The 21,733-nt window shown below is 40.3% G+C and carries 18 protein-coding genes; 11 read left to right on the top strand and 7 right to left on the bottom strand.

All coding sequences use genetic code 11. From position 1 onward, the window contains the following. The first annotated feature begins 166 nt into the window (after nucleotides 1-166). Nucleotides 167-688 (top strand): M15 family metallopeptidase domain-containing protein, encoded by a 522-nt coding sequence (locus ACYVIL_RS06430; protein WP_460311946.1) that lies wholly within the window; start codon nucleotides 167-169, stop codon nucleotides 686-688. Nucleotides 689-837: 149 nt separating this feature from the next. On the opposite strand, the gene ACYVIL_RS06425 is transcribed toward ACYVIL_RS06430, so the two are convergent. Continuing rightward, a complete protein-coding gene (locus ACYVIL_RS06425) occupies nucleotides 838-5,127 on the bottom strand; it encodes a hypothetical protein (RefSeq protein ID WP_460311945.1) in 4,290 nt (1,429 codons plus the stop codon). Nucleotides 5,128-5,247: 120 nt separating this feature from the next. On the opposite strand from ACYVIL_RS06425, the gene ACYVIL_RS06420 reads away from it, so the two are divergent. The 3 genes from ACYVIL_RS06420 to ACYVIL_RS06410 all read left to right on the top strand — a co-directional run bounded on the left by ACYVIL_RS06420 (nucleotide 5,248) and on the right by ACYVIL_RS06410 (nucleotide 9,078). After that, on the top strand, nucleotides 5,248-5,631 hold the full coding sequence (locus tag ACYVIL_RS06420; protein ID WP_303473665.1) for a DUF2750 domain-containing protein: 384 nt from the start codon (nucleotides 5,248-5,250) through the stop codon (nucleotides 5,629-5,631). A 140-nt stretch (nucleotides 5,632-5,771) separates the two neighbouring features. After that, nucleotides 5,772-7,469, top strand: a complete 1,698-nt coding sequence (locus ACYVIL_RS06415; RefSeq protein ID WP_460311944.1) for an aminotransferase class V-fold PLP-dependent enzyme — start codon at nucleotides 5,772-5,774, stop codon at nucleotides 7,467-7,469. 52 nt (nucleotides 7,470-7,521) lie between these two features. Beyond that, nucleotides 7,522-9,078 carry a bifunctional GNAT family N-acetyltransferase/carbon-nitrogen hydrolase family protein gene (locus ACYVIL_RS06410; protein WP_303473669.1) on the top strand — a complete coding sequence of 519 codons (1,557 nt, stop codon included), beginning with the start codon at nucleotides 7,522-7,524 and terminating at the stop codon, nucleotides 9,076-9,078. 23 nt (nucleotides 9,079-9,101) lie between these two features. Here ACYVIL_RS06410 and ACYVIL_RS06405 read toward each other — a convergent pair whose 3' ends face one another. Beyond that, nucleotides 9,102-10,358, bottom strand: a complete 1,257-nt coding sequence (locus ACYVIL_RS06405) for a glycosyltransferase (protein ID WP_460311943.1) — start codon at nucleotides 10,356-10,358, stop codon at nucleotides 9,102-9,104. A gap of 106 nt (nucleotides 10,359-10,464) precedes the next feature. Between ACYVIL_RS06405 and ACYVIL_RS06400 the strand changes: the two genes are divergently transcribed. Further along, nucleotides 10,465-11,490, top strand: a complete 1,026-nt coding sequence (locus ACYVIL_RS06400) for a 2-dehydropantoate 2-reductase (protein ID WP_460311942.1) — start codon at nucleotides 10,465-10,467, stop codon at nucleotides 11,488-11,490. A gap of 112 nt (nucleotides 11,491-11,602) precedes the next feature. Next, on the top strand, nucleotides 11,603-12,451 hold the full coding sequence (locus ACYVIL_RS06395; RefSeq protein WP_303473795.1) for an HDOD domain-containing protein: 849 nt from the start codon (nucleotides 11,603-11,605) through the stop codon (nucleotides 12,449-12,451). A gap of 15 nt (nucleotides 12,452-12,466) precedes the next feature. On the opposite strand, the gene ACYVIL_RS06390 is transcribed toward ACYVIL_RS06395, so the two are convergent. After that, nucleotides 12,467-13,276 (bottom strand): acyl-CoA thioesterase, encoded by an 810-nt coding sequence (locus ACYVIL_RS06390; protein WP_303473675.1) that lies wholly within the window; start codon nucleotides 13,274-13,276, stop codon nucleotides 12,467-12,469. A 258-nt stretch (nucleotides 13,277-13,534) separates the two neighbouring features. Between ACYVIL_RS06390 and ACYVIL_RS06385 the strand changes: the two genes are divergently transcribed. Then, complete coding sequence (locus ACYVIL_RS06385; RefSeq protein ID WP_303473677.1) at nucleotides 13,535-14,860, top strand: spinster family MFS transporter; 1,326 nt, start codon at nucleotides 13,535-13,537, stop codon at nucleotides 14,858-14,860. Nucleotides 14,861-14,966: 106 nt separating this feature from the next. Here ACYVIL_RS06385 and ACYVIL_RS06380 read toward each other — a convergent pair whose 3' ends face one another. Beyond that, nucleotides 14,967-15,266 carry a hypothetical protein gene (locus ACYVIL_RS06380; protein WP_460311941.1) on the bottom strand — a complete coding sequence of 100 codons (300 nt, stop codon included), beginning with the start codon at nucleotides 15,264-15,266 and terminating at the stop codon, nucleotides 14,967-14,969. A gap of 236 nt (nucleotides 15,267-15,502) precedes the next feature. On the opposite strand from ACYVIL_RS06380, the gene ACYVIL_RS06375 reads away from it, so the two are divergent. After that, nucleotides 15,503-16,306 (top strand): alpha/beta fold hydrolase, encoded by an 804-nt coding sequence (locus tag ACYVIL_RS06375; protein WP_460311940.1) that lies wholly within the window; start codon nucleotides 15,503-15,505, stop codon nucleotides 16,304-16,306. 66 nt (nucleotides 16,307-16,372) lie between these two features. Here ACYVIL_RS06375 and glgC read toward each other — a convergent pair whose 3' ends face one another. Beyond that, entirely contained in the window at nucleotides 16,373-17,635 is a 1,263-nt protein-coding gene (gene glgC, locus ACYVIL_RS06370) for a glucose-1-phosphate adenylyltransferase (RefSeq protein WP_460311939.1), read from the bottom strand. A gap of 228 nt (nucleotides 17,636-17,863) precedes the next feature. Between glgC and ACYVIL_RS06365 the strand changes: the two genes are divergently transcribed. The 3 genes from ACYVIL_RS06365 to ACYVIL_RS06355 are packed head-to-tail and all read left to right on the top strand — an operon-like array spanning nucleotide 17,864 to nucleotide 20,324. Continuing rightward, complete coding sequence (locus ACYVIL_RS06365) at nucleotides 17,864-18,802, top strand: GlxA family transcriptional regulator (protein WP_303473686.1); 939 nt, start codon at nucleotides 17,864-17,866, stop codon at nucleotides 18,800-18,802. A 12-nt stretch (nucleotides 18,803-18,814) separates the two neighbouring features. Next, entirely contained in the window at nucleotides 18,815-19,780 is a 966-nt protein-coding gene (locus ACYVIL_RS06360) for a nucleoside hydrolase (RefSeq protein WP_460311938.1), read from the top strand. Nucleotides 19,781-19,796: 16 nt separating this feature from the next. Continuing rightward, nucleotides 19,797-20,324, top strand: a complete 528-nt coding sequence (locus ACYVIL_RS06355) for an SRPBCC family protein (RefSeq protein WP_460311937.1) — start codon at nucleotides 19,797-19,799, stop codon at nucleotides 20,322-20,324. Between the two features lie 701 nt (nucleotides 20,325-21,025). Here the strand turns inward: ACYVIL_RS06355 and ACYVIL_RS06350 are convergent. Both ACYVIL_RS06350 and ACYVIL_RS06345 read right to left on the bottom strand, forming a co-directional pair. After that, complete coding sequence (locus ACYVIL_RS06350; protein ID WP_460311936.1) at nucleotides 21,026-21,319, bottom strand: type II toxin-antitoxin system RelE/ParE family toxin; 294 nt, start codon at nucleotides 21,317-21,319, stop codon at nucleotides 21,026-21,028. After that, complete coding sequence (locus tag ACYVIL_RS06345) at nucleotides 21,319-21,558, bottom strand: type II toxin-antitoxin system ParD family antitoxin (RefSeq protein ID WP_460311935.1); 240 nt, start codon at nucleotides 21,556-21,558, stop codon at nucleotides 21,319-21,321. Before ACYVIL_RS06345 ends, ACYVIL_RS06350 begins: the two co-directional genes overlap by 1 nt. Nucleotides 21,559-21,733: the final 175 nt, after the last annotated feature.

The following is a 21,733-nucleotide window of genomic DNA, read 5'->3' as shown; positions in this document are numbered from 1 at the left end:
GACGTAAAACTTTTATTAAAAGTATAAACCAAGGTGGTTAAAAAATATGCAACTATTGAGTTTAAGTGTAAAGTAATGATGTTTATAGTGATTTTTTAAAGTAGTGCATAAAAATTTAACGCAATATTTGCGTTTTTTTAAAAGCAGGAACATAAGGAAAATAATCATGACACTCAATACGCTTCTTAACAACTTACACCCTATCATGCGTGAAAAAGTACAAGGATTGATTACCCATCTTGGACAAAAAGATAATCCTATACAGTTAATTGAAGGCTACCGTACGCCGGTGCAACAACAAGAACTTCACACCCAAGGAGCCGCTGAAAAACCTTGGTTGTCTGTATTTCAATATGGTCTGGCGTGTAAATTTGGGGTAGTGCTCCCACAGCAAGGAACACCATTAGAGAGTTCTGAATTAGATAATTATTGGGCACAATTTCACAAATTCGCCAAAGCTGCTGGTCTGGAAATTATGGATTCTGAACCTTCTCAATTGCAGTTTCCTGGGGTGAGTGCTGAGGCATTAATCAAAGGTCAGTATCCTGCTGGTGGGGATGAAAGTTGGCAAAGTAACTTAGAGTTGCATATTACCTATTGGAATGAATACCCTAAACCTCCCGTGCCAATGTTAGGTAATACGCCTATTTCTCATTTAAATGAGCGAGATGAAAAATCCACTCAATAAGCTGTTGCCCTCATTATCCCTAGTACCCTTATAGCCGTGCTTGGTTACCTTGTAGTGTGGTAACCATGGCGGTTAGCCCGGTAACTAGTGCTGTCACTTTTAAATTATTAGGGGGCAGTTCCACTTATGACGACCTCGGTGTTGAAACGTCATTCTCGCATTTGCCCGCGCAATAGGTTGGCACTGTTGGTGACACTGGCAATCGTGCCCAATACACCGGCCATTGACGCTGCAATGATATAGATTGACTCCCCAGAGGTTAGGGCAATACCGCCAATAATTAATATGATGATAACGCCGAGGGGAAGTCGATAATTTTTCCACAAACCTTCTTCGCCTTGTTTCACCAATTGGTTCAATGTTGCTTTTGTCTCTGCATGTAAAATGAAATGGGTAAAACTACGGTTTATGACTTCAATATTGCCTTTACGGACGGTAATTAACCCATTTAATGCTAAGTGTTCAATCATTTGGGTGTTGGCAGGATTGAGTTTCTGACGTTTAGCTAAATTCAGCAACGCCAGTTTCTCTGCACTTGAACATGATTCCCACTTAAATCGATAAAGGGCTTCTGCATTAAGCAAAATATAGTTGATAGTACTCCAGCGGCTTTCAATGTTTAGTTGTTCATCTCGCCTCCAAACATGGTTCCAGGAGTCTTGTTGTTCCCCTTGTTCAAATTCCTCTTGCAGGAATTGCAACTCTGGAAATCCATTGACTTCTTCTCTGACCATTTGCCAGTCAATACCTTGCTTAAAGCTATCGGGGATCACAACGATAAAGTCCATCAAACATTCTGCCCAGGATAGATATTCGGCGTGATCCAGCACGCTGCTCTGATCTAACATTAGTGGATCTTTCATTTTCACTCGTTGTAGACTGTGGAACCCCGTAAAAATGGTAAAACTATCCAGTTGTCCTGATAGGGTTAGGGATTTTATCTCCATGATTAATTCGAGTAATAATTGTCTAAATTTACTTTTTTCCAGACAGGTCTCTATATCCCAAATTTCAACGGCGATTTTGCCACTCTCTTTTTGCACAATATTCAGTTTTAAATTAGGCAAAAAGCTATTTTCCACACTGAAGTTTTGTAAACAGGGGCTCATTGAAAATAAGGTCTCAAACCCAGCTAGGAGATGGGTTACTGGGCGATCCTTATCAGTATTCGCTTCTTGTAAAGCAATACTTCGTAGTAGTAGAGATAATCCAATGCCATTTAATTTAATGGTGTCACATTCAATTTTTAAGTTGTGGTTGCGCTGCTCTAACTGCAATGTTTGGACTGAACGCGTCATTCTATTGATATGCTGTAAAAAGCGTTCAGGGCAATACAAGCGATTCCACAACAGTTGTGTATTAAACCGAAACCATGCCCAGATAATTACCGCGAAAAGCGCAATGTAAAATAAGATAGAACTGACTAACCCCTCAGGCTCAGTGTGCTCGAATGTTCGAAAATCAGAGTTTGGCTGATAATTAGCGGCAAGTTCCCGGTCTAGAATATAGATATTTATCCATTGCCATAAGTAAGTGGCGCTAAACACCGAACTTAAACTAGGATAATCGTCTGGGTGAATTTGGGTTGATAGATTCTGACAATCTCCGCCTTTAGAGGTTAAGTGCTGACGCCAATTCGAGTCAATTGGAAGTAAGTTAACGGGTGGTATGCGATTTGACGTAATTGAATTGGGATAGCGGCTCAAGCCGATAGAATTGATTTCTTGACGTTCATAATTAAGCCAGTTACAAGCAAGTTGTTGATAGTGAAAGTTGATGGATTTTTCTGGGGTATTCGCGGTTTTTTGTAGATACAAAAAGTGAATTGCTATGGCTATTAGCACGGCCACAATTAATTGTCTTGAACCGCGTTTTGCAGAGTGCAAGGTCGAAGTATCTAGTTGATTAAAAGGGAAACAAAAGTGATTGTAACAGCCTCGATAAACAAAGACCGTGGCAATTGATAACCCTATAATCGGCAACCAGAGTGACCAATTTATACCTTCAAAGTGGTTAAAAAGGGAGTCGATATTATGCCCGATGAAATACAAACAATAGCTTGCACTAAAAAGTACAGAGCTGACTAACATGACCAGTCGTACATTAAGTTTGGCTGGTAATCTGAGTTTTTCTTTAAGGGTACTGGTCCAAATAAAATGGCGAACGGCGTATATTCCCATGACCATCAAGGCAATAATCACCGCGAATGTGGTCATTACATAAAGAAATTGATTGGTCATAAAGGTTTGTAAGCTATCGTTGGGGTAGAAAACGACAATTGCCCACCTGTCGACGGCGGTGCTGGAAATGGCAAAGCGTCCACTTTGTCCATGGTATGTGCCTTGCAGAAGTTCTTTTCCTAATTCGGGATAATGATCTAAGCCTGCTTTGAGCCATTTACTGAGGGCTGAATGATTATCCCCGGTAAAATACAAATTTTCGACTAAGGAACGGCTTGAATCATTGTGAAATAACACGTTCCCAGTACTGCGATCAACCACCATGTAATTAAAGTCGTACGGCGGAGATTGACCTAAGGTCATTGAGGGCAATAGTACATCGGCAGCCAAAATATAATCATAGGTTTTGCTATTTTTTAGGGGGGAGATAGGCATTGAGATTGTTGTACCGCGAGTACCATTGGTTACATTTAATAAACGCTGAATAAAAACGTTTTTGAATAGGGTAGAAGAGGCACTTGTGGACTCAACACCTTGTTCGTCAATTTGTGGGGATGAATTATTCGCCTGAACGCTGGGTACGTGTCTTTCAATATCCCAGCCTTTTTGATCTCGCACTTTTTTATAATAGTTTCGATGTGACAAATTAAAGGTTGCCGGTAAGGCATTGCTCTCTTGAAAATTCAAAGACGGAAGCACCGAGTTGCCTTCTTTGTTGATGGCGAATGAGGATAATATGCTACGGGATTGATGTTGTAAAAATGGCGCTACAACTGAAGTGTTCAATGATTCTTCAGGAGTAAGTTCAAGCTTCTGATTATTGGAATAAAAATCTAAGGTGACATCGTCAGCTTTGTTTGAACGAAAGGCTTTCAACATCACATTTATCGCATGCTCATCGAATGCTAACTGCATAAATTGCGGATCATCTGGGGATAGTGAGCAATCGTAATTGATATCATAGGTTTTATTTGGGGTACTGGCACTACCCGGCAGCCAATAAGCAGGTTTGCCGTTAATACAATGTTCTGCATTGAGACTGAGAATCGCTTTTTTCATTGATTGGTTAAAGGTATTGAGGTCGTCACTTGTAAAGTCGGTATAAGCTTGCGAAAACGCTGAAAAAGTCCCTAAGGTTTGCAGAATCTCCGTATAAAAGGTTTTATATTGTTCTAATCGAGTGAAAACGTCATTGATATCTTTTCGTAGTTTTTGGTCTAAATAATGGGCGTATTCAGTCGCTTTTTGATCTTTTTCTAATTGCAATAATGACTTTTGCATGTAGCCCAATGCTAAGGCTATGATGACAACAAAAAAAGCGTAACTTGAAGCCACTGTCAATAACCGAAATGAGCGAGTAATAGATTGATTTTGTGGCAGTAAAAATAACTTTAATAAGCACCATATGAACAATAAACTCACTAGGGTGACAACCAACAAAGACAGGTTCCAATCGTTATTTTCCCTATTGCTGAGTTTGCTTTGTGGTAGTAACCCCACAAGATATAACTTGTCCAGTTCTACTATTTTCTTCTGATCACCGTCTTTTTCTACAGCAGAGGTTTTTTTCAAGGGTATTTCTAATGCAAATGGAAATACAAATACGCGAAATTCACCATAGGATATTTTCATGTCTACATGATTGCTGTAACTGGGTAGGGGCGGAGTATCGGAGCTTTCACCTGCTTTCTCAGATTCACTGAAGTTAAACTGGAACTGCTTGTTCTTCCGTTGTATTTGTTGGTTAATACTGCGTAACTCAACGATGGAAATGGTATTTTCATCCCCCACAGTCGCAATCACTTTACCGTCTTTATCTGCGAATAAATACTGGCTGAATCCTCTCTTTGGATTGGGAAGAATATCTTCAAAAGATAATTCCGCTTGGAATGGTTCGTTCTCAGTCTCTAAATCAGCGCTAACCAGTAACGTTTGTCCCGCGATGGAGTATTGAAAACCATCAGCATGTAAAAGGTTTTGTTCCGAATCGGCTTTTCGGGTATAACTCGGAAGCAATGAGCGTATGGATGAAACACCCTCTTTGTAGCGGTGCATACTGTCTAATTTATTTAAATTTTCTTTAAATTCATTGGAAGCTTCATAAAGCACTCTATAATAGTCATGGTTAGCGGTGCGATCCTTTTGATTTAGAAGAGTGTAGTAACCTAATGCTGCAAAGATCAGCAGAATCAAAACGCCATATACCCAAGTTTTTCGATTGGGTGAGGCAAAAGACGATTTCACAGTTTCCAATGGCATAATAATTTTCCCTATTAGGATAATTAAGCTATCAAATTGTGTATTTTGCAAGCTAAATGATTAAATTTTGGTCTAATAAGTTGCAGTTAATGAAATTTGGCAATGTAAAAGGAAAATGTGATGCCAGAACCATCTACGGAAGAGTTTATTAATATCAGTAAATTACAACCTGAAGCACGCTTTGAATATGCGTTATCTAGAATCATTGAAAGCAAAGAGTTGTGGGGATTGTTTGGTGAAAATGGTTGGCTTTTACTTCAAGCAGAAGAAGACGCCTGTTTACCCATTTGGCCCAGTGAATCCTTTGCGAAAGCATGGGAGAAGAATGATTTTCCAGATTGTAAGCCTAAACAGATCACGCTGGATGATTGGTTACAACAATGGTTACCTGGAATGGAAAAAAATGGAACTTTGATATTGGTCTTTCCACTGAGTGAAGACGAAGAAGGCATTATGCTTGATGCTAAAGAGTTGACCGAGTGTTTTGAGGAGCAAATGGAATAGCTATTTATGACACAGAAAATAGAATGAAACTATCTTCCTTATTCTTCTGTTTTCACCTTGTTTGTGAATATCACCCAGAAAAACGTTCTGGGTGATATTTAAACTGATTTTCACCCATATTAGTGCTAAATAATACCCCTATGAAAGATACTTCTCTACGTCATCTGTTTCCGTTTTTTCAACATGCAAATAATGCTGAACTAATCTATTTTGATAATGCTGCAACTACCCAGAAGCCGCAGAGTGTGTTGGCCAATATTCACGATTATTATGTATTTAAAAATGCCAATGTGCATCGTTCGTCATTTGCGTTAGCGAATCAGACAACGGCTGATTTTGAAGATGCTAGGGCCTATGTTCAGCAATTCATCGGGGCGCAACAAAAAGAGCAAATTGTATTTACCAAAGGTGCAACTGAAAGCATCAATTTGGTTGCTAAATCATTAGCTGAAATAGACTTTCCTGCAGGCGGCCGTATTTTACTATCTGCCACAGAACATCATGCCAATATTGTTCCTTGGCAAGTGCTTGCAGATAAAAAGAACTTACAAATCGATGTGATCCCCATTGATCAGTCTGGGGTTTGGGATCTAGAAAAAGGATTGGCTCTGTTAACGGAGAAAACCTGTATTGTTGCTCTAGCATTGGTGTCAAATGCCCTAGGCAGTATTCAACCAATTGAACCATTTCTAGTTAAGGCCAAAGCCTTGAATGCGATTTCCTTAATTGATGCTGCACAAGCTGTTGCACACTTGTGCATAGATGTAACTAAGTTAGATTGTGACTTTTTGGTGTTTAGCGGTCATAAGGCATTTGCTCCAACCGGCACAGGCGTGCTCTATGGCAAACAAAAAGCACTTGAAAAGTTACCGGTGTTTCTCACCGGCGGTGAGATGGTCAAAACCGTTGACTTTCATTCAACCACTTATCAGCCTAGCCCTCTGAAGTTCGAAGCCGGGACCCCACATATCGAAGGCATTTTAGCCCTCAAAGAAGCGTTGGCGTTTATTGATAACCACCGAAGCCAAATTATTCAACATGAAACAGCATTAATCGATTATTTACTCACTCAGATTAAAACCATACCTGAGGTTAGTGTGTATGGCGATCTAGAGAATAGAATTGCGACCTTATCGTTTACCGTAACAGGCCAGGATAGTCAGGATATTGGTATTTTGCTTGCTGAAAAAGGAATAGGCCTAAGAGTAGGGCATCACTGTGCCATGCCGATGATGAAAGCACTGAACATTTTGGGCACCATTAGGGTGTCGTTAAGTTGTTACAATACCTTTGCTGAAATCGAATTTTTTATTGCTCAACTAAAAGCCGCCATTCATCAGTTACAGCAACCTGATGCTACCCATGTAAATCACCAAGATAATAGCCGTAAAACAAACATAGGGTCAGAGAGTCGCCCTATTTTAAGTGATGCTAAGCAAGCGATTCCATTAACGGATTCCATCAAATCTGCTCGGGGATGGGATCAAGTTTTTCGGCAAATTATGTTGGCGGGAAAAACTCTGGCCCGTTTAGCTGAAACCAAAAAAACGCCTGATTCAGAAGTATTTGGCTGCGAGTCTCAGGTATGGCTGGTTTGCCAAACCAGCCCTTCCAATCGTTTAATATTTGAAGTGGATGCAAGCAGTAAAATAGTCCGCGGGCTGTTAGCTATCATTTTAGAACCCATCCAAAACCAAACGGCAGAATTTGTTTTAGCATTTGATTACAAATTATATTTGTCTGAGATACAGTTAGACCGACACCTTAGTGAATCCCGTGGCAATGGTCTTGCCGCGGTAATTGAGAAAATCCAAGATTATGCCAAGAAACACGGCTAAACCTTGGATTTAGTTGTGCTTAGCAATTCTGAAGCCTAATGATAGGAAATATATGTCTCAAGAAAATGAAGTCAAATTACTCGCTCGAAATCTAACCGAATCTGATTTTGACGTGCTCAAAATTATCATGAACAAGGTTTACCCCAATTTAGGAGGCTCAATTACCAAAAAACGTTACTTGGCGATGCTAAAAATCTTCAGGGATGGTCAAATCTGCATCGAGGATGACGGTAAAGTGGTGGCCGCGGCTTTTTCAGTTATTGTGGATTACGATAAATTTGGTGATGAACATACCTATGATGAAATTACCGGGAATTCGTATTTAACTACACACGATCCCAATGGTGATGTTCTTTACGGAATTGAGGTGTTTGTCGATCCAGAGTACCGAAATTTACGACTTGGCAGACGGCTTTACGAGGCGCGTAAAGAGTTGTGTCAAAGTTTAAATTTACGCGCCATTATTCTAGGTGGACGTATTCCCAACTATAAAAATCATAGCCATGAACTTTCGCCTCAAAAATATATAGAAGCGGTGAAACGCAGAGATTTATATGATCCCATTCTAACCTTTCAATTATCCAATGATTTTGAAGTAAAACGCGTTCTGCGTGGTTACATGCCTGAAGACAAAGAGTCTGAAGGGTATGCAACGTTGTTGGAATGGTTCAATATCTATTATGAACCTAAAGAACGTAAGCTCTTTGGTCATCAAAAAGATTCAGTGCGAATTGGTTGTGTGCAGTGGCAAATGCGTGAAATGGAAAGTGTGGAGGAGTTGCTACAACAGTTCGAATATTTTGTCGATGCTTTGTCAGACTATCGTTGTGATGTGGCGCTTTTCCCTGAGTTTTTTAATGCTCCGTTAATGGGGCTGGGTGATCAGAGCTCCTCAATTGAAGCCATTAAGCATTTATCAACCTATACCGAAGAAATACTTAATGCAGTTTCCCACATGGCGGTAAGCTACAATATCAATATTATTGCCGGTTCAATGCCCCTCATTGAAGAGGATTTATTGTATAACGTAGCCTACATTTGTAAACGCGACGGTACCATTGAGTCTCAATATAAACTCCATCCAACCCCGTCAGAGAAGAAAGATTGGGCCATGGAAGGGGGCGATAGACTGACATTATTCGATACTGACTTTGGTCGTATTGGCGTGCTGATTTGTTACGACGTGGAATTTCCTGAACTTGCCCGTTTGCTTAGTGAAGAGGAAATGCAGATATTATTTGTGCCATTTTGGACAGATACAAAAAATGGGTATTTGCGGGTAAAACGTTGTGCTCAAGCCCGCGCCATTGAAAATGAATGTTACGTGGCAATTGCAGGTAGTATTGGCAACTTACCCAAGGTTGATAACGTTGATATTCAATACGGGCAAACCGCCGTATTTTCACCTTCTGACTTTGCCTTCCCCCATGATGCGGTAATGGCGGAAACCACACCCAATACTGAAATGACCTTAATTGTTGATGTTGATTTGAATAAGTTACAAATTTTACAAAACACCGGTTCTGTACGTAACTTTTTAGATAAACGGCGGGATCTCTACCGGATAGAATGGTTAGGCGAAAAAAGTATCGTTAAGCAAGTCAAATAAGCAAATGTGAGATAATCAATAGGTCACTTTGGATGGGCGTTTTTCGCTTCTATCCACTGTGACATATATTGGGTACTTTTGTGAAAGTGGTGTTGCAACATCATCCCGGTAAAATTATTTAATCTTCGCTGCGCTAAAGTTTCAATGCAATTTGCTACTTTTGCCAGGAGTTGCCCTTGAATGACGTCTGAGTCGAAACGCTCACTCAACACTTGATAGCCATATTCAGAGGCAAGTTGCCACTGTTCAGCATCTTGGTATAAACGCACAGCATGAGCTGCTATCTCTTGTGGATCATCAGCAATAGCTCCAGGCCATTTTGAACCATCATTCATTCCTTGACTACCAACACTTGTCGTCACTGACGGGGTGCCTGTCCACATCGCATCAGCTAATTTGCCTTTTAAGCCTGCGCCAAAACGCAAGGGCGCAATACAGACTTTGCTTTGTTGTAATACAGTGAATGCATCTTCAGCCCATCCATCTACATAAAAACCGGTCTTAGGACTGTGTAAATCGGTGGCTTTAGGTGGCGGATATGCACCATATATGTGTAATTCCGCTGCTGGAATTTGTTTGCGAATTAACGGCCATATGCTTTGTTTTAAATATAACACTGCATCCCAATTTGGGGCATGGCGGAAGTTGCCGATACTGATAAAATGTTGGCGTTGGCTAAAGCTTATTGACGATGGTTTTAGTTGGCTAAGATTTAACATAAAAGGGCAATAATGCAGTAATTCTGCTGGCACCTTGAACTGTTCCTGCAACATCGCCATTTCATAATCTGAGATTATCAAGGTTAGGTCACAACGATAGATTGCGGCAATTTCACGCATGGCCATATCACTTTTTAAGTCTAACTCGGTTACTTGTCGCGATTGTTTATGGGCTTTATGGCGAGCATCTCGCAAGAAATGCAGATCTTCGGTATCTAAAATTCGTAATGCATCAGGACAGTTTTTAGCTACGCGCCAGGAAAATTGTTCTTCCATCATAAAACGATCAAAAAGCACTACTTGGGGATTGAGTTGACGAATAAACTCATCGAAAGAGCTATGATTTAACGCAATACTTACTTCTTCGATTCCCAGTTTAGCTAGATCAATTTTGTGCTCGCCTTGGGCGGCTGGACTGGCAAAACAAATCTGATAACCCGCAGTTTTAAAGGTTTCCAACAAGCTTAGCATATGCTTTCCGGCAGCCGATGAATTTGGTTCAGGCCATACGTATCCTATGGCTAAAAGCTGTTTAGGTTTGTTGGTAACGGGTTGGCTCATATAACTATCTAATCTTCGCTATTTAGTGGAGGTCGTGGATGATAACGTTATGTAGTAAAGTGGGAAAGACCTAAGATAGTCGAAAAGAGAAAACAACGGACAGGTTATGTCGAAACATTTAGTCTTTGGTGCAGGTTTAATAGGGTGTTATTTGGGGGGAAGTTTAGCCCACAAAAAGCAAAATGTGACTTTATTGGCCCGCCAACAGATCATGGATAAGCTCGCTCAAGGAATAGTTTTAACCGATTACCTTCAGCACAAAGTGACAATTGAGAATTTAGCATTTTTGTTATCCCATGAGGCATCCGCTCAGGATTTTGATGTGGTATGGCTAACGGTAAAATGTACGGGAGTAGCAGGCGCATTGACGCAATTACAATCTGTGGTGCAGCCGCAAACCACTATTATTTGTTGTCAAAATGGTCTTGGATCAGAAAATATCATCAAACAGACGTTTCCTAATAATCGGGTATTACGCGCCATGGTGCCGTTTAACGTGGTTGTATTAGGCGATGCTCACTATCATCGCGGTTCCGAAGGTATGTTGACAATCGAGGACAGTAGCGATGATGAGCAATTCACTGAGCAGCTCGTCGCTTGTATTGATTCGCCAATTCTGCCCGTTACCCGTTGTAATCAAATGACTGAATTATTGTGGGCTAAGCTACAACTTAACCTTGGAAATAGCGTTAATGCATTGGCTGATATTCCAGTAAAGTCGATGCTCCAGCAACGAAAGTATAGGTTAGTGATTGCACAAATGATGCGTGAGCTACTGTTAGTCACTGATGCAAAGGGGATTGTGTTACCCAAAGTGACCTCTGTTGCAGCTAAATACTTGCCACTAGTATTGAGCTTACCTGATGGTATATTTAAAATCCTCGCCAATAAAATGTTGGCTATTGACGAAAACGTGAGAACCTCAATGTGGTGGGATATTGCCAATGGCAAGCAAACGGAAATTGATTACTTAAATGGCGTCATTGTGGAGCAAGGAGCAAGCTTAGGTATAGATACACCAGTAAATAAAAAAGTGATTGGATTAGTCAAGGGGCTAACCAACCATCAAGCAACTAATAGGAAGTCATTTTCTGCAGAAGACTTGTATAATTTAGTAGGAAAGCATGAATAATTACGATTTGGAGTATTTTTTACACCGAATGGATAATAAAAGTTCCCTCTTTAAGGTAAAATTTGTTAAATTAGCTACACTGAAATTGAAATGGTTGAACGGAGAGTAATTGATGCATGCATTGGACTATGCTTCTGAAGCGAAAGACATTTTCGTGTTGCCTGATTCAGTAATTAAGGTTAGAAAATTGATCGATGATGATTCTAGCTGCATGGATGACATTGCTAGTGTAATCAATTTCGATCCAGCTTTAACTGTTCAAATTTTAAAAATAGCCAACAGCGCGCTCTACAAATTCCCTAACAAAATAGAAACCGTTTCTAAAGCCATTCAGGTGATTGGCACCAATTCCGTATATGACTTAGTGGTGGCCTTTAGTATTTGCAAAACCTTTGCTGAACTAGATTCCAGCGTGATTGACTTAGAGCGCTATTGGGAGAATGCAGTTTGTTGCGCTTTACTGTGTAAATACTTTGCTGAGCGTAAAAAGCTTAGGGAGTCTGAGCGAATCTTTGTATCTGGTCTTCTGCATAATGTGGGAGAGCTGATTATGATCCGGTTTAACCCTGATATCGCCAAACAATGCGCTCAAATCAATGAAAACGAAACGCCACTGGAGCTGCAACTTAAATTATTGGGTGGAGCATCTTATGCGGATATTGGCTCTACCTTGGTTAAAATGTGGGGCATACCCGAAGCGATAATTGCGCCCATACGTAACCAACATTTTAGTCAACATGAAGCGACAGATGTCGAACAGCAAATAATGCAATTAAGTTATATATTGGCCTTAGATAATTGTAATCCAGAAATTTATTCTGGACACGCCAATTTAGAAGTCGAGTTGTACGAAAAATTAGGATTAGAAGACAGTGATCTAGATGCAGCTTTGAGTCATGTTGGCATGCAAAGCTTAAGCGTTCTAGCGATGTTTAACCCCGCTGCTGCGTCTGTAATGTAAACTACCACTAATGTGTTAGTCGAACACGCCCACTGTTTGGCGACTGATTGCAATGAGCTCTCCCTTTTGATCCCAAATATTCCCTTCTGTATGGGCATATCCATCCGCCGCTTGTCTGGTGATAATATTGACGGCAAACCAGTCTGAAGGTGATAAGTCTTGATGAGGATGAATAAACTCAATATTCCAACTCATTGTACTTGCGGGGGCCGGTAAACGTAACATTTGCAGTACCGCGGGAGGCCAGGCATCAATTAAGCTGATTAAGTGTGCATCGGACATTTCTTTAGGTGGATTTTTAAATCGCATCCAGCCATGTATTTTGCTCTTCTTACTGCCAGTGAAAGGCATTCGACCCTCCACAAGGGATAGATCATAGTAACGCAAAAACTTTGGGGTTAATTTTGGAATTTGCGGCAAAAACATCCCTTTGCGTGGCTTTTCCATGGTGTGAGTATCATTGTTCTTCACCACAACTTTTGATTTTCTCGCGACTCCAAAACAAACTTGGCAAGAAACACATGTTTTTCCATCTTGAATAATTCGTCCCAGCGCTTGAGTGGCATTTTTACCCTGACGCAAAATCTCTACAACTATCTCGAATTGGGTATCGACAAGTAACGGACCAACAAAATTACAATTAAACGAGCGCATCACTCTATCATCATCAACCTGTACCTGTATTGCCGCATATAAAATGGCTGCAGATAATCCGCCAAATACTGTCCTGCCTTGGCCCCATTCTTTTGGAATTGTCAAACTGGTTTGGTCTTCTGTATGAAGACTATGGGTTTTAGCCTGAGCGAGAAGTTCATCTATTGTCATATATTTTTTTCCTTAAAAGAGGTGCTTTTATAACGACAAACTGGTCGGATGTCCAGCTTGGTTTTAAAAATTTGCAACTCGCTAGATATGAGGAATAGAGATTTCCAATCTCGCTGCTTTTGATACTGCGGATTAACTGAACTATCAATCTTTATGATGATAATTATTTTATTTACAAATAGTTAACAAGTTTCCTTGTTATTTTTAACCTTAGGTCATTAGTATGAAGACAGTTTTGAATACTAAGTGGGAGTTTACATGTCGAACAACGGGATAAAGGATGCTAATGGCGAGGTTAAGCAAGGGGAAGTGAGCAGTAAATACCGAATGTATGTGTTAGTCATATTAACCTTAGTTTATGCATTTAACTTTATTGATAGACAAATTATCGGCATTTTATCGCCCATGATAAAAGCGGATCTTGGGTTAGATGATGCTCAACTAGGCTGGTTGAAAGGTATCTACTTTGCTTTGCTATATACCTTTGTTGGTATTCCAATTGCCTGGTTGGCTGATAAATATAGCCGGGTCAACATCGTTGCCATTTCTCTCACTCTTTGGAGCGGTTTTACAGCGCTGTCTGGACTCGCTACTAGTTATTTTCAACTTGCCATAGCGCGAATTGGTGTTGGCATTGGTGAAGCTGGCGGCAGTCCACCTTCTCATTCCATGATTTCTGATCTGTTTCCAAAAGACAAACGAGCAGGTGCGTTAGCCTTCTATTCATTAGGTATTCCATTTGGGGTTATGTTAGCGTTTTTTGCCACCGCATTTCTTATCAAAGGGGGTAGTGCAGATTGGCGCTTGGTTATGATTAGCGTTGGCCTACCGGGGGTTGTATTAGCCTTGCTGTTAAAGTTTACAGTAAAAGAGCCAGTGCGCGGTGGAGACAACAAAAATGCAGATATGCAGGCGGTACCTTTCAAGCAAGCAATTAAAACCTTACTCACTATTCCGTCGTGGTGGGGAATGTGTATCGGTATTTCGTTTGGCTCTTTCGGCAACTACGCCATTTCTACCTGGGTAATTGATTTCTTTGTTCGTGCTCACCCTGATTTTAGCTTTTTCAATCTACTTATTTTTATGGGGATCAGTAATGGAACGGCATACGCCGCTGGTGTTTGGATTGGTGGAGCTTTAGTTGATAAGTTAGGGAAGAAAAATAAAAAAGCCTATGGTTTAGTACCTGCAGGTATGTTGATGGTAGGCACCCCTGCGCTGTATATTGCCTTACAAGTTGGTAGTCCTATTGTGGCGTTAGTGTTATTAACCATATTGCTGTTTACCAGTGGAGCATATTTAGGCCCGTCATTTGCGTTGGCTCAAACCCTTGCACCGGTTCGCGTTCGCGCGATGTCTACGGCGTTATTTTTCTTCGTGTTAAATATCATTGCCTTAGGTGGTGGACCTACTTTTATTGGCATTCTTAGTAATATGTTAAGTGAACGCTATGGTGAGGTAGAATCTTTACGATTGGCACTGAGTTGGTTAATCGTGCCTTATATTTTGTCTATTCTCGCGTTCTATTGGACGTCAAGACGGGTCGATAGAGATTGGGAGTTAGCGGAGCAAAGAAACGGATAAAAAAATGCCGCTCCGGGGAGGAGCGGCGATTTCCATCAAGGGATGGGAAAGTACCACTAAGTATCAAAGGAAATGGTTAGGTTCTAAATTGGATTATCCAATTCGTTTAATCGGCTGAACTTACGAGTTGCTCGTCGTTTGATTTTTTCGACGAAAGACCTGTATTTTCTAATTTTGTATTTAACAACAACTGCTTTCCGTTACAAGACGTCACAGCAAAGTGTTGTGACATTAATGTTGAGGAGTTAACTGTTTCCTCAGATAACTTTCTTTCGGTCTTGAGCGTAGAAGCATGTGCGTTATGACAAACCATTTCCATAGAGGTATTAATTGATGCATTTGCAAAGGTAGAAACACCTAAAGTTGCGACGCTGGCTGTTATAAGAAGCTTAATCTGCGCTTTCATATTGACCTCAATTGAATGGTTTGTTGTTTAACTTGAGTTGATTTTGGTACAACGGCGTGGATAAATAAAGCTAGCAAGTGATACTTAGGTATTCGTACTTATACCTAAAAAAGTAAACAAAAAATCCTTACAAAACCCTTATTTAGTCGTTAGATTATGTTGCTAGTCGTTAGATTGTACTGATAGTAGATAGATTTTACTGTCACCTAAATAATAAAGAGAAAGCTTAAATAATAATGACCACTCGAACTAAAATTCACTTTGCCCATGCTAATGGGTTTCCAGCGGGAAGTTACCGTCTTCTATTAAATTCTATGAGGAGCCATTTTGATGTGATCGCCATAGAAAAGTTGGCCCATAATCCAAATTTTCCGGTTGATATAGGGTGGCAAAATCAAGTCTCCGAAATCGTCCATTTTTTACATGAAAATCAGGCGGAACCTTGTTACTTAGTGGGCCACTCCTTTGGCGCTGTGGTGTCATATTTAACCGCTTGTCTGCATCCGCATATGGTGAAAGGATTGGTGCTCCTCGATCCGCCATTAATTACTGGCTTAACGAGTTTATTATTTGGAAGTGCTCGAAAGTTGGGATTTGCCGATAGATTATCGCCGTCCAAACAAGCGATGAACAGATGCACATCTTGGCCTAAAGAGACAAATGTCGAAAATTATTTTAAAGGTAAGGCCTTATTTAGAGATATGCATCCTGAGTGTATTGCCGACTATGTTGGTAGTGCAGTCAAAGAAATGCCTGATGAGTTAAAACTAGACTTTGACCATCATATTGAAGCCACTATTTTTCGTACGATCCCGTTAAATTTGCGCCGCTATAAATTGCCCTATCATATACCTGGGTTAATTATTACAGGAGAGAAAACCAAAGTCTGTAAGAGCTCATCTATTGCGCCCTTTGTCAAAAAGAATAATCTTGAACATCAAGTGGTGAAAGGTGGGGGGCATATGTTTCCCTTAGAACAGCCCATGTTGGTTGCATCAATGCTTAACGATAAAATCGCCCAATGGGAGTCCCAAGACTAAAGGTGAAAAGTAGTTTGAGATTTGAACATTACTATGTCGAACTCAAACTACTTTATCTGTCAAAATTTAATATCCTACCGGTAATCCTAGCATTTCTCTGGTAACCAAAGTGACGCCTTTCTCTGTTACCCGGAAGCCTCTCGCTTCATCATCTTGGCGACTATGGCCTATAACGGTTCCTTCAGGAATAATGCAACCACGGTCAATGATTGCACGGCGTATTCTACAATGACGTTTGATTTCCACATCAGGTAAAATAACCGACTCATCCACTACGGTATAAGAGTGCACTCGTACATTTGAGAAACACACACTCTTTCGAACTGTAGCACCGGAGATTATACATCCCCCTGACACCACCGAATTAATTGCCGCGCCACTTCTATTATCTTCTTCCCATACAAACTTAGCAGGAGGAAGTTGCTCTTGATAGGTCCATATTGGCCAACGTTTATCATACAGGTTTAGCGCGGGAACAGGCTGAACCAATTCCATATTTGCGGTCCAAAACGAGTCTAATGTACCCACATCGCGCCAGTAGACTTCACGCTGATCAACTTCATCAAAAGCATAAGCGTAAACGGGTTGATCCTTAATAATATCAGGGATGATATCTTTTCCGAAATCCCGATCTGAATTCGACTTCTCGGAATCTCGTTTGAGTTGCTCGAATAAAAACTCGGTATCAAATACATAGTTCCCCATAGAGGCTAAACACATATCTGGATTACCGGGGAGAGGGGATGGATGTTCAGGCTTTTCTTCAAAACCGTTAATTCGCATTGACTCATCCACTGACATTACGCCAAATTGACCGGCGGCTTCTTCAATCGGCACAGGCATACAACAGACTGTCATTTTTGCGCCTGATTCAGCATGACGCGCGAGTAAAGTTCCGTAATCCATACGATAAATATGATCACCAGACAACACCATTACATACTTGGGTAATTCATTGCGAATGATATCAATATTTTGAAACACTGCGTCTGCCGTTCCTTGATACCAATTATCAGAAGAACGTTGAGAAGCAGGTAGAATTTCCACAGATTCGCCTAATTCTTTTTTGAAGTGCCCCCAACCTCTGACCAGGTGACGAATTAAAGAGTGAGATTTATATTGTGTAACTACACCAACTCGACGAATACCTGAGTTAATACAATTAGAAAGTGGGAAATCGATTATTCGAAATTTACCACCAAAGTATAAAGCGGGTTTTGCTCGCCAAGTGGTTAATTCATGCAACCTAGAACCACGGCCGCCAGCTAAAATTAGTGCATATGTATCACGAGTCAAATTACTGATATAACGGGGGTTCTGTCCTTCCATATAATGACTTCCTCAAACAATGAATAAGAATGTTGGCTCAAAGTGATTGTAACTAAAGTTTTTTCTTTGATGTAATGAGTTTGGCACGTACTTTAGTCAAAAACAATTTGAAATGTTAAAAAATTATTAAATATACTTCCCCTAACTCTTGGATACACTGGCAAATTAATTATTATTCGCTAATATTAGGCCAGTTTTTATCGTTGCAGTATCGAAAAGGAATCGAAAATGCACCATATGGCCATTTTAGTGACGGATAATTTCCCAGTTTTTGAGCTAGGGTGTGCATTGGAAGTATTTCACTTGCCAAGACAGGAGGTATCTCCGTGGTATAAGTGCGATGTTATAAGTTTTGATGGCAAATTGTTAGCGTCTTCTAGCGGATTATTGATGCAGGTCAATGAGGTAACTGAATTACTTCACTACGATATTTTATTGATCCCCGGGTGGGACACCCATTCCCGTAAAATAAAATTATCCCTGGCGGAACAAATTGTTGCTTTCCATAGTTTGAATAAACGTATTATTACCTTTTGTTCAGGGGCTTTTTTACCAGCACAATTAGGCCTATTGAATCATTGTAAAGCTACTACTCACTGGCGATATGCAGAATTATTTAAACAGCGATTTCCTTTAGTCGAGTATATAGACAATGTGCTTTATACTCAGCAAGATAATATATATTGTGCGGCGGGCAGTGCATCTGGTCTCGATTTATCGTTAGAGGTGGTGCGCCAAGACTTCGGGCATGAGATCGCAAACTTAGTTGCCAGACGATTAGTTATTTCTCCCCATAGAGCGGGAGGGCAGGCGCAATTTGTAGAAACGCCCTTGCCGCAAAAACACCACAAGTTTGCGAGAACCTTGCAATGGGCAATTAAAAAGCTAAATAAGATTTCTAAAGTGGACGATTTGGCTGACCACGCAAATATGTCCAGACGCAGTTTTGATCGCCACTTCAAAGCTTCAGTAGGCATGCCGCCAAAAGAATGGTTAAATCAACAACGAATTCGATTGGCCAAAGAAATATTAGAGCACCATCATATATCGATGGACGAACTTGCATCTCGTGTCGGCTTTGATAACACCGTCACCTTAAGATTTAACTTCCATAAATTTGTGGGTATCTCTCCAACAGAGTATCAACAACAGTTTTACCAAGGTTAGTAAGAGAAATTAATGACATTACAAAATCAACAAAATTCGACCACAGAAAAACAAAAAGTTATTTTCGATCATGATGGGGGAGTAGATGATTTACTATCCCTAATGTTGTTGTTAACAATGGATCATATCGACTTGTTAGCCGTTACTATTACGCCAGCAGATTGTTACCTATCAGATGCCACTATATCTACGTTAAAAATATTGTCTATGTTCAAACGCACCGATATACCTGTAGGCAAAGGGAATCTTCATGGTGAAAATGCCTTTCCAGCAGACTGGCGGGCACAACCTAAAATATGCAATGTGCTGCCGGATATGTTGGCGCAAAGCTACAACGAAAAACAAGTTTCAGATTTATCCGCGGAAGAGTTGATTAACGCCTGTTTAACTCATGCCGACAACGTCAGTGTTTTGATGACTGGCCCATGCACAAACTTGGTAGCCGCCTTTGAAAAGCAGCCAGAATTAAAGCAGAAAATTAAAGACGTTATCTGGATGGGGGGCGCAGTGGATGTGCCTGGCAATGTGGCCATGTACAACCATGATAAAAGCGCAGAATGGAATGCCTATTGGGATCCGATAGCCAGTCAAAAGCTTTTCGCTTCCGGCGTAGTGGTAAAATTAATTGGTTTAGATGCCACTAATTGTTTGCCTGTAAACATTGACTTTTTGAGTCAATTGGCCGCACAAAAAGAGTACCCTATTTCAAGTTTGGCTTGTCAGTTTTGGGCAACCACAATTAATACTATTCCTAGCTATGAATTCACTTATTTTATGTGGGACGTACTCGCGACTTGCGTGTTAGCCCTACAAGGAGATGAGATAACCTTTGAACCTGTTAAGTTAAATGTGGCGACAGACGAACCGAATGCAGGTCAAACATACCGAGATCCAGACCACGGTTTTGATATTGATGTTGCGTTTAAAGTGGATAAGGATGCCGTTCTAAACTACATATTAAAACAATTTACCTGCTGAACGAGGAGTATTGACCATGGCAATTCTTAAAAAAGTTATATTTTCACTTTTAATACTATTGACGGTATTTATTGTCGTTGGTTACTTTTTGCCATCTGAATACCGTGTGCAACGGAGTATTTCAATCAATGGAGCGGCAGATAAAATATACCCGCAAGTGGCGGATCTTAGAAACTGGCGAGATTGGGGCGTTTGGTATCAACGGGATCCCAATATGCAGGTTGAATATTCAGGAGATAGCATCGGCATAGGCATGAAATCTTCTTTGAAGAGTGCTACTGAAGGCGATGGTTCAATGACGATCATCGCATTAGAGCCCAATCAAAGTGTGACCTATGAACTCTATTTCTCTGGTTTTGATATGACATCTCAAGGTCAGTTAACATTTCAACAAAGCGATGGCCAAACGTTAGTGACTTGGACTGGAACCGGTGACGTCGGTTTTAATGCTATCAATCGGTATTTTGCGTTAGCTATGGACTCGTTAATTGGCCCCGATCTGCAACAGAGCTTAGATAACTTAAAAGCGGTTATGGAAGATTAGACGTTAGCTAATCCGTTAAAAAAACGAAGGTCACATTAAAGAATGGGGCCTTTGACTAATTGTTGACACATGTTTTTGTCTGAGATCCCAAGCCAAGAAAAGAACCCTTGTTAGTTGATGATAAATTAAAACTATCTTCTGCTTATATATCGTTTATAAAGTCCGAAAAATGGCTAAGAAACGTCCTCGTATCATGCTCAAGTTTGTTAGTAATTTTAATCGCTTCAAGAATACTATTCATACCTGACAATAGTATTTTTGTAGGTTGGCTACTATTTGGCTATCTTATTGTCACTGGTTTTGTTTACTTCCTGCTATTTAAGCATCAACGAGGAAAAGAGGCTTTTTCAAGGTATTATCAAGCTAATGGCAGCTAGCAAGCCACTTAACACACTCACTTCGTTCGCGAGGACGCATGCATGCAGGGTGGCTTCGCCATTATGTCCTACGTGCCTGCACCTGTTATTGGAAAGTTAGTGTTTAAACGGAAATTATTCATGGCATAGGATTTTGATGTATGAAGAAAAAGGTTCGTAGCGAGAAGCGATCTGACTACAGAGTTGATTCATCTCACTAGCTCAAAATCTTCGGAAAACAATGATGCATTAGATGTTTTATTCGATTCTTTATTCGAAGAAACTTGTCGGAAGCACTACATCCTCAGGCTCCTCAGTAATGGGCCGCTCTACCACCATTATTTTTCAGAGTGCGCGGTCAGCATCCATACTTTTGTGCAATATTCTTACAATTAAAATTTTGTTTGTTTCGTGTTCTTTGTAATAAATTATGTGACTACCTTGAGGCCGTTTTCGATAACCTTCTCTTATATAATCGCAATTATTTCCTTGCGTAGGTTCGGCTGCTAATTGATGGAAAGTACTATCTAACAGTTTTAAATAATCATTTCTTTGGGCAGCTCCCCAAGTTAACTGCGTATACTTGGCTATTTTTATTAGATCACTTTTGGCTTTTCCCGATAATTGGAATTTCGACATTAGTGATTATCACTATCCAACTCTGAGATCAAAGAATCATACGAATAATCGGCAACACCACTATTTTCACCTTCAACAAGCATGTTACGTAAATTAAGTATTTTTGTTTCCTGATCTTCTAATGCTCTTAAACCAGCACGAATAACTTCACTTGCAGAGCCATAACGACCGGAGTTAAGTTGTTGAGTTATGAATTTATCAAAATGTTCGCCTAATGTTACGCTCGTATTCTTAGCCATAATCCAACCCCTTAAGTACCAAAATATATTTAATTATGGTATGAAAAATATAACAAGGCAATCAAATGGGCAAAAAAATTGGCTTTTTTCTCATTCTTCGCTAATCATAAATAATAGGTTTGTAGTATTGATTGTAAGCTTAGAATTTCGACCCTAGAAAACATTCAATGGAGAG

This window comes from Aliiglaciecola aliphaticivorans (genome assembly GCF_054782055.1).
Note: the sequence above shows the minus strand (reverse complement) of the source record. Positions and strands in the feature narration are given on the sequence as shown.